General features: G+C 46.7%; 8 protein-coding genes. 7 read left to right on the forward strand and 1 reads right to left on the reverse strand.

The features are described from left to right. Window positions 1–4 precede the first annotated feature (4 nt). The gene (locus ENI34_02605) at window positions 5–811 is read right to left on the reverse strand and encodes a hypothetical protein (GenBank protein ID HEC78017.1); all 807 of its coding nucleotides are present in this window, start codon (window positions 809–811) and stop codon (window positions 5–7) included. 89 nt (window positions 812–900) lie between these two features. On the opposite strand from ENI34_02605, the gene ENI34_02610 reads away from it, so the two are divergent. The 7 genes from ENI34_02610 to ENI34_02640 form a co-directional block, all read left to right on the forward strand. After that, window positions 901–1,446: an HDIG domain-containing protein gene (locus tag ENI34_02610; GenBank protein ID HEC78018.1), complete on the forward strand. Its 546-nt coding sequence runs from the start codon at window positions 901–903 to the stop codon at window positions 1,444–1,446. Continuing rightward, window positions 1,443–2,318, forward strand: coding sequence for a glycine--tRNA ligase subunit alpha (locus ENI34_02615; GenBank protein HEC78019.1), 876 nt, complete (start codon window positions 1,443–1,445; stop codon window positions 2,316–2,318). The genes ENI34_02610 and ENI34_02615 overlap by 4 nt, the downstream gene beginning before the upstream one ends. Next, window positions 2,311–4,359, forward strand: coding sequence for a glycine--tRNA ligase subunit beta (locus ENI34_02620; protein ID HEC78020.1), 2,049 nt, complete (start codon window positions 2,311–2,313; stop codon window positions 4,357–4,359). The genes ENI34_02615 and ENI34_02620 overlap by 8 nt, the downstream gene beginning before the upstream one ends. Window positions 4,360–4,371: 12 nt before the next feature. Next, window positions 4,372–6,066 carry an aspartate--tRNA ligase gene (gene aspS / locus ENI34_02625; protein ID HEC78021.1) on the forward strand — a complete coding sequence of 565 codons (1,695 nt, stop codon included), beginning with the start codon at window positions 4,372–4,374 and terminating at the stop codon, window positions 6,064–6,066. A gap of 16 nt (window positions 6,067–6,082) precedes the next feature. Next, a complete protein-coding gene (locus ENI34_02630) occupies window positions 6,083–7,246 on the forward strand; it encodes a hypothetical protein (GenBank protein ID HEC78022.1) in 1,164 nt (387 codons plus the stop codon). After that, entirely contained in the window at window positions 7,246–8,580 is a 1,335-nt protein-coding gene (locus tag ENI34_02635; protein ID HEC78023.1) for a sigma-54-dependent Fis family transcriptional regulator, read from the forward strand. The genes ENI34_02630 and ENI34_02635 overlap by 1 nt, the downstream gene beginning before the upstream one ends. Window positions 8,581–8,629: 49 nt before the next feature. Then, the coding region (locus ENI34_02640) for a CTP synthase (GenBank protein ID HEC78024.1) at window positions 8,630–8,995 on the forward strand (366 nt) is incomplete at its 3' end.

The raw sequence follows: 8,995 nt of genomic DNA on the forward strand, positions 1-8,995 counted from the left end.
TGCACTATTTGTCAAATAATTTACTCAGTTCTTTACTGTATTTCTTCGCCTGCCTGTAGCCGAGTCTGATTGCATCTTTCGCCTTTTCAAAACGGCTGAGACCGATCTCAGAGGTATTGATGTTTATCAGCAGACCTTCCTTTAAATGTTCTGCCTGCTGCACAATCAATTGTGAGGTTGTGTATTCGACTATCCTGGTGAGGACGTCTTTGATGGTGTAATCTCTGCCACTTGATTTTACGGTGCTGATTTTACGCTGTTTATAATCAATTCTTTTCAGGACATTTACGGCGATGATCTTTGTGGCTCCCAGTTTGAGGGCGGCGGTGATCGGAACAGGGTCGACAAAGCCGCCGTCGACAAGCATCCTGCCTTCAAAAGAATAAGGGATGAAAAGACCGGGTATTGAAATCGCCGCCCTGACTGCCTTGAGCAGGTTTCCCCGATCAATGATGATTTCACAGTTCTTCTCAAGATCGGTTGCGACCGCGGCGTATCTTATCGGTAATTTTTCGATCTTTTTCCCGGCGAAATACGGTTTGAGATATTCCATTATATGGGCGTCGTGGATGAGCCCTCTTGTGGAGAGTCGAAAAGGAAAGAGCCATCTTTTCTTTGCGTTGGTTATCTGAAGGGCGATCTTTTCGATCTCCGCGGCATTGAATCCTGCGGCGTAAAAACCACCGATCAATGCGCCCATACTCGCTCCGACGATGAGCTGCGGCTTGATCTTCTTTTTTTCCAGAAACTTCAAGACGCCGATATGGGCATAGCCTTTGGCTGCTCCACCACCGAGTACAAGAGTAAACATATCAGATTATATAGGGATTTTTCTTTAAATCAAGTCGCATTCCAAACTTTTTCTTGACTTTTTTTTGAAAATATGCATAATTATTTTCTATGACAAGGGATTATGCAATCAGGATATTACGTGAGAGATTAAAGAACAACAATCTTTTTAAACACTGTCTCGCCACTGAGGCGTGTTTAAGGGGATTGGCTGAACATCTCGGAGCCGACGCAGATAAATGGGGGCTCGCCGGTCTGGTGCATGATATAGATTACGAAGAGACGAATAAACAGCCTGCAAAACACGGACTTGTCGGTGCCGAATATCTGGAGACCCTGGGGTTTGAACCGGATATCATTCATGCGGTAAAAGCCCACGCCGGCCATCTTTCTCCGGAATCTCAGCTGGATTGGGCGTTGTTTGCGGCTGATCCCCTGACCGGTTTGATCGTCGCTGCGGCGTTGATGCATCCTGACAAGAGCCTTAAGGCGCTGCCTCTCGACTTCGTGCTCAGACGGTTTAAGGAGAAGCGTTTTGCTGCGGGTGCCAATCGGGAACAGATCCGGACCTGTAAGAATCTCGGTCTGGAACTGGAGGAATTTGTTGATATCTGTTTGAAATCGATGCAGAAGATCTCGGATGAACTCGGACTATGAAGAAGACATATACTTTTGAAAATATTATTTTGAATTTGAAACAGTACTGGCAGAAAAAAGGTTGTCTGCTCTTTGAACCGTATAATTCCGAAGTCGGGGCGGGGACATTCAATCCCGCCACCTTTATCCGGGTCCTTGATAAAAAACCGTGGAATGTCTGCTATGTTGAACTTTCAAAACGACCCCGCGACGGCAGATATGCTGAGAATCCCCATCGGGTTCAGCAGTATTATCAGCTTCAGGTCATAATGAAACCCGCTCCCAGGAACATCCAGAAAATGTATCTCGAATCTCTTCAGTCTCTCGGTTTCAAATTGAACGAGCATGAGATCAGATTCGTCGAAGGCGATTGGGAGGCGCCGACCCTTGGAGCCTGGGGACTCGGCTGGGAGGTATGGCTTGACGGTCTTGAGATCACTCAATTCACCTATTTTCAACAAGCCGGCGGTGTCAATCTTCAGTTGATTCCGGCTGAGATAACTTACGGTCTGGAAAGAATCGCCGTGATTTTACAGAATGCGAAGTCCATCTTTGATCTGAAATGGAATGACGAATTGACCTGGGGTGATGTTTATCGGCAGAATGAGATTGAATTTTCAGAATATAATTTCAAGACAGCGGATTCGAAATTTTTAGTATCTCTTTTCAATGAATATGAAGCAGAGGCATTGCGTATTTTTGAAAAAGGTCTGGTGCTTCCCGGTTATGATTATACGATAAAGTGTTCGAATATTTTTAATATCCTTGAAGCAAGGGGAGCGATAAGTATCTCAGAACGGGCGAAGATGATCGGTCGGGTGAGGGCTCTTGCGAATCAGGCGGCACGGCTCTATCTGGAAAAAGAAAGATCAGAGAGTGAAGAAAATGATTGATTTTTTATTGGAGATCGGGTTCGAAGAATTTCCGCCTTCTTTTCTTAAAAAGTCGGCACAGGAGCTTTCCGACGGCGTTGTGACGCTTTTAAAGAAGAAACATATTTTTTACCGGTCGGTGAGGGTCATATATACACCGAGACGGATCGGCACGCTTGTGCTCGGTCTGCCCAGGAAGCAGAAACCCCAGATCATCGAGATCCAGGGTCCGCCGAAAAAGGTGGCTTTTGATGAAGACAATAAGCCGACACAGATGCTCGTCGGATTTATGAACGCCAACGGCTTGAAACAATCCCAGCTGTCCATAAAGAAGACCAAAAAGGGCGAGTATGTCTGTGCCAAGAAAGAGATTGCGGGGATGCTTACCGAGGATATCCTGTATGAGGAGGTGCCCGGGATTATCCGTAATCTCGAGTTTCCCAAGACGATGATCTGGCCTGATTCAGATATGAAATTTCCGCGGCCGATCCGCTGGATCGTCGCCCTTCTGGACCGCAGGCCGTTGAGGTTCAAGCTTGCCGGTGTAAAGGCGGATCGTTATTCTTCACCCAATCAGCATTTTTCATTTAAACCGATCCGTCTTGAAAAACCCCGTGAATACCTGAACTTTCTCAGACACGGAGGAGTCGTCGCCGACCCGGCGGAGCGGAAGAGGATAATCCTTAAACGTTTGAAACAGGCCGCGGCTAAGCTCGAGGGCAAACCGATATACAGTGATGAGATGATAGAAGAGATAAATTGTGTTACAGAATATCCTGAGGCGGTCACCGGTGAATTTGATTCGAGCTATCTCGAACTGCCCGAAGAGGTCTTGAAGACCGTACTCAAAACCCAGGGGAATTTGATATGGATGAAACCGACGAATAAATTCATCTGTATCTTCAGTGCGAAAAAGAAAGCCCTCCAGAACGTAAAGCAGGGGTTTATAAACGTCGTCGCCGCAAAACTTTACGACGCCCATTTCTATTACAAGAACGATCTTAAACAGGGATTGAATAAACTTTTGAAACAGACTAAAGGTATGACCTGGATCAAGGGACTGGGGAGTTTATATGACAAATCGGTCCGTCTGAGTCAGGTGGTCGAACACTTTAAAAAGGTGGAAGGAATCGACCTTGAGGTGCTGAAGCGCGCCGCCCTGTTGTGTAAAGCAGACTTGCTTTCCGAGATGGTGCGGGAAAAGGACTTCACCTCATTGCAGGGGATTATGGGCGGCTATTACGCCCGTGCAGGCGGTGAAGATGAAAGAGTGGCACTTGCGATCAAAGAACATTACCTTCCGACATCCGCCGGTGATCGACTTCCTGCAACAAAAGAAGGAGCTGTTCTGTCCATCGTCGATAAGATCGATAATGTGGTCGGTGCCTTTCTCAGCGGAAACCGACCGAGTGGTTCTTACGACCCCCTGGCAGTACGCAGAAACGGCTATGCGGCGGTTACTTTAATAGATAAATTTTTAATCCGGATTTCGCTTTTTGAAATAATCGAAGCCCTCCTTGAATTTTACAGGAAAGAGTTCGATAAAAGAATAATCTTTGATTTTTTCATGGAAAGGGTGACACGTTTTCTCCATGACAGGAAATACAAATATGATGAGATAAAGGTGATTCTCGCCGACTGGAAAGGTGATGTCGTGGACAGCCGGATGAGGGCTTCCGCCCTTAAAGAATTCAGAGACAGACCCGAGTTCGTTAAACTTGTGATCGGACAGAAAAGGGTCAGGAATATCTTGAAGGGTGCAGGCAAGGTCGGCAGGGTGGATACCGCTTTATTGAAGGAAGAGGCTGAAAAGGTCTTATATGAAAAGGGACTGCAGACAGAGACCGAATTGAAGGAACTCTTCAAGGTATGTAATTACCACGGGATTTTGAATCTACTTTTGGATATGCGCCCCCACATCGATAAGTTTTTTGACGATGTACTGGTTATGTGTGAGGAGCAGGATTTGAGGAACAACCGTCTTGCACTGGTCCGTTTCATTCATAAACTTTTCTTGAAGTTCGGCGATTTCTCGGAGATCGTCATCGAAGGAGAAAAATAACCGAGGTGTTCCATTAAAAAGATATTTTTCGATCGGCTTAAAAAAGAAAATGTAGGAGAGGTGATCGAGGTCTTCGGCTGGGTCGACAGGGTCAGGAACCTTGGTGGTTTGCTGTTCATCGATCTAAGGGACCGTACCGGCATGCTTCAACTTGTTATCGATCCCAAAGAGCATCCTGAAGCGGTTGACCTCGGAGCCCAGGATTGCATTCGTGCAACAGGGATGGTGCGGGAGAGACCTGAAGGGCAGAAAAATCCTAAGTTGACGACCGGTGATATTGAACTTGACGTGGACGGTATGGAGGTGCTTGGCAAGTCGAAGGTGCCGCCTTTTGTCGTTGAGAACGACGTCAAAGCCGGCGAAGAACTGCGTTTGAGATACCGTTATCTTGATTTACGTCGTGAAACGATGCAGAGGGTGATTATCCTGCGTCACCGGATAGTCAGTGCGATGCGGGAATATCTTAACAATAACGACTTTATCGAGATTGAGACCCCGATACTCACCCGAAGTATGCCCGAAGGTGCACGCGACTACCTTGTGCCTTCGAGATTGTATCCAAAGAAATTCTATGCCCTCGCCCAGTCCCCGCAGATGTACAAACAACTTCTGATGGTCGCCGGTTTTGAGCGGTATTATCAGGTCGCCCGGTGTATGCGGGATGAAGATCCCAGACACGACAGACAACCCGAGCATACCCAGATCGATATCGAACTTTCTTTTGTTGATGAAGAGGATGTCTATCAGATTACCGAAGGTATGTTCGTTCACATCCTGAAGACTGTTTTTGATCGGAAACTTGTGGTGCCTTTTCCGCGTTTGACCTATGCCGAAGCCATGGAGCGGTATGGAACGGATAAGCCGGATCTCCGTTTCGGTATGGAGATAATCGATCTGAAAGAGTTTTTCAAAGAAAGAGATTTTCCTCCTTTTGAGGGAGTGAAAGAAGTGAGGGGTATTGTCGTCAAGAAGGAGAATAAGATTTCAAGAAAACGGCTTGATGAGTTGAACAACCGGGCAAAGTCCGCCGGGCTGCGCGGTATATTCTGGGCAAGGCGTGAACAGGAATTCCGTGGAAGCATCGCAAAACTTCTTGATCATGAAACAGCGGCGAAGATCCAGATGGAAACAGGGGACTTACTGATTATTACGGCGGGTGACGATACCGTATTCACTTTTCTCGGCGGACTCAGAAACGAAATCGCTGCCGAATACAATCTATATAAAAAAGATTATATGTTTCTGTGGGTCTATGACTTTCCCCTGTTTGAGATTGACGGAAAGACCGGTAAGATTACGGCGAGCCATCACATCTTCACCCAGCCCAGGAAAGAAGATCTTCCTTATCTTGATTCAGACCCCCTGCGTGTCCGCGGCAGACTTTATGATCTGGTGTGCAACGGGAACGAACTTGCGTCCGGCAGTATCAGAAACCACAACAGGGCATTGCAGGAGAAATTGTTTGAAATCGCCGGTATGGATAAGAATAAATACACGATGCTTCTGAACGCCTTAGAGTATGGCGCACCGCCGCACGGCGGGATCGCTCCGGGCATAGATCGTATCGTGATGATTCTCGCCGGGTTGACTTCAATCAGGGACGTCATCGCTTTCCCGAAGACCACTACAGCTCAGGGGTTGATGGAAAAGATTCCTGATGAGGTGACACCGGAACAGTTAAAAGAACTGCATTTGAAGTTCGATTAAATAAGAGGAGGTAAAAATGAAGTTGAAGAAAACAGGTTTCATTGTTATATTTTTATGTTTATTTATGTTGCCCGCTTACGGATTGGTTTTTAAAAGCGGTGACGACATAACGGTTGCCGAAGACCAGGTTATCGATGACGACCTCATTGCGTTCGGACAGAAGATTTTGATCAAAGGCGACGTGAACGGTGATCTTTATGCCTTTGGTCAGAGCGTCACCGTGCTTGGAAATATTCAGGGGACGATCTTCTGCGGCGCAGGGAATATCGATATCAAGGCGAAGAGTGTAAAGAGTATCTGGGCGGGCGGCGGTAATATTTCAATCAACGGCAGGGTTTCCCGAAATGTGGTGCTTGCCGGAGGACAGCTGTACATAGACGGTGATGCAGGTATCGGTCGGGACCTCAAGGCTTTCGGCGGCAACCTTGAAATCGACGGTGATGTAGCCGGGTCGATCAAAGCCGGGGTCGGTAAGTTCACGATGAACGGTTCAGGCGGTGATGTCAGGGTTGATGCGGATAAGATTGTGATTGAGTCCGGGACAGAGATCTCCGGTGACCTTATAGTGAGAGGCAAAAACAAGCCTGAGATTGAAGATGGGGCGGTCATCAGTGGAGAGATAAAGTTTGAAGAACCCGTAGAAAAAGAGAAAGAACAGCCCAGCCTTTCAACCGTGGCACCGATGATCGGTTTCTTGGCATTGTTTTTGAAAGTGGTCTTTTTCATCGCCAAGATACTGGTCGGGATTCTTCTTATTGCTACAGCAAAGAATTTCGTCCGTCGCGTAATGGATACCCTGATTAATGAACCGTGGAAATCACTGGGGTTCGGAGCATTGGGTCTGTTTGTTATTCCGATCGTCGTGGTTATTCTGATTGCACTCCTTATCGGTTTGCCGCTTGCTATTTTCGGTATATATCTGTATACGATATTCTTCTATGTCTCGTCGATATTCATCGCCCTGGTAATCGGCGAAAAGCTGATCGCCCTCTTCAAGAAAGAAGGAGACATCTCCCTCTATCTTTCATTTCTGGTCGGTATGGTCGTTCTCTTTATCATCACCCTCATTCCGGTGCTCGGTTTTATCGTAAAGTTCTTTGTGGTGTTGTTCGGAGGAGGAATGTTCCTTCTCGGCACCTTAAATTTATGCCGGGAGATTAAAGAAAAAGAATTGATATAATGCATATCCTCGTCGTGGATGATGAAGAAGCCCAGCGCGCCCTGCTGGCCGATTATTTAAAGAAAAAGGGTTATATTGTAACGACGGCTGCTTCGGGCAAGGAAGCGATAGAGAAGAACCGCACCACAGGTTTCGACCTTGCAATCCTGGATTTAAAGATGCCTGAGATCGACGGGCTCGAAACGATGATGAAGATGAAGGAGATCGACCCGCAGACTTATTTTATCATCCTCACCGGTTTTGGAACCGTGGAGTCCGCGGTTGAGGCGATGAAGATCGGCGCCTACGACTATTTGAGTAAACCGGTTAATCTCGATGAGCTGGATTTGAAGATCGAGCGTATCGAGGAAGAAGAAAATTTGCATCGGGAACTGGAGATTTTAAGAGAAGAAGCGGCAGAGGAGTTTGAAGCGGAATCCATCGTCGCCGAGAGCAGAAAGATGAAAGAGGTTCTTAATATGGTCTCAAGGGTGGCGAAATCGGATTCAACGATATTGATCAGCGGAGAGTCTGGAACCGGTAAAGAAGTGGTTGCACGTCTGCTTCACAATCTCAGTAACAGAAAACACAACCGCTTTATCGCAATTTCCTGTGCGGCTTTGCCCGAGACCCTCCTGGAAAGCGAACTCTTCGGTTATGAACGGGGTGCATTCTCCGGTGCGGAAAAACGCAAGATCGGCAAGTTCGAGCTTGCCGACAAAGGTACCCTCTTCCTTGATGAGATCGGTGATCTGCCTCTCAGTACCCAGGTCAAGCTTCTGCGGGTGCTTCAGGAATTCACCTTTGAACGTCTCGGCAGTAATATACCGATCAAGGTCGATGTCCGTTTGATTTCAGCGACGAATCAGGATTTGAAGAAAAAGATCGCCGAAAAGAAATTCCGTGAAGACCTTTTTTATCGTTTGAATGTGATATCAATCGATCTTGCACCTTTGCGGGAGAGAAAAGAGGATATTAAACCCCTGGCTGAGCACTTCATACGAAAATTTTCCTGCAGGTGCAACAAAAAGATACGCGGGCTTTCCCGAAGCGCCCTTGATAAATTGATGCGCTATGATTGGCCCGGAAACATCAGGGAACTGGAGAATGTTATGGAACGGGCTGTCGTGTTGTGCCGCACGAATTTAATCGATGCGAAAGATCTTCCTTTCGGCGGAGCGTCGGAACCTGTCTGTTTTGAGACAGAGACCTTACGCGGTATTGAGGAAAAACATATCCGTACAATGCTTGAAAAGACCGGTTGGAATCTTATGGAGACAGCCAGGCGACTCGGCATTCACCGCAATACCCTGCGATTGAAAATCAAGGAGTATAAGATAGAAAAGAAGAAGTAGATATTTCAATATCCTTGACATAAAGTTCATTTTAACTATACTTTAAAACATGGATACTAAATATATCTTTGTTACAGGCGGGGTTGTTTCTTCTCTCGGTAAAGGCGTGGCCACCTCTTCGATGGGGCTTCTTCTGAAATCCTATGGTCTGAAAGTGACTCTTCAAAAGATCGATCCTTATATTAATGTAGATCCCGGCACCATGAATCCTTATCAACACGGTGAGGTTTATGTGACTGAGGATGGTGCAGAGTGTGATCTGGACCTGGGTCATTATGAAAGATTTTTAAATGAGTCTTTGACAAAAGAGAATAATATCACCACCGGACAGATTTATTTTTCGGTGATCTCCAAGGAACGGCGCGGTGAATATCTGGGGAAGACGGTTCAGGTGGTCCCCCATATCACGGATGAG

The organism is candidate division WOR-3 bacterium (assembly GCA_011052815.1).
In the GTDB taxonomy this organism is placed as follows: Bacteria; Hydrothermota; Tepidihabitantia; order SM23-42; family SM23-42; genus DRIG01.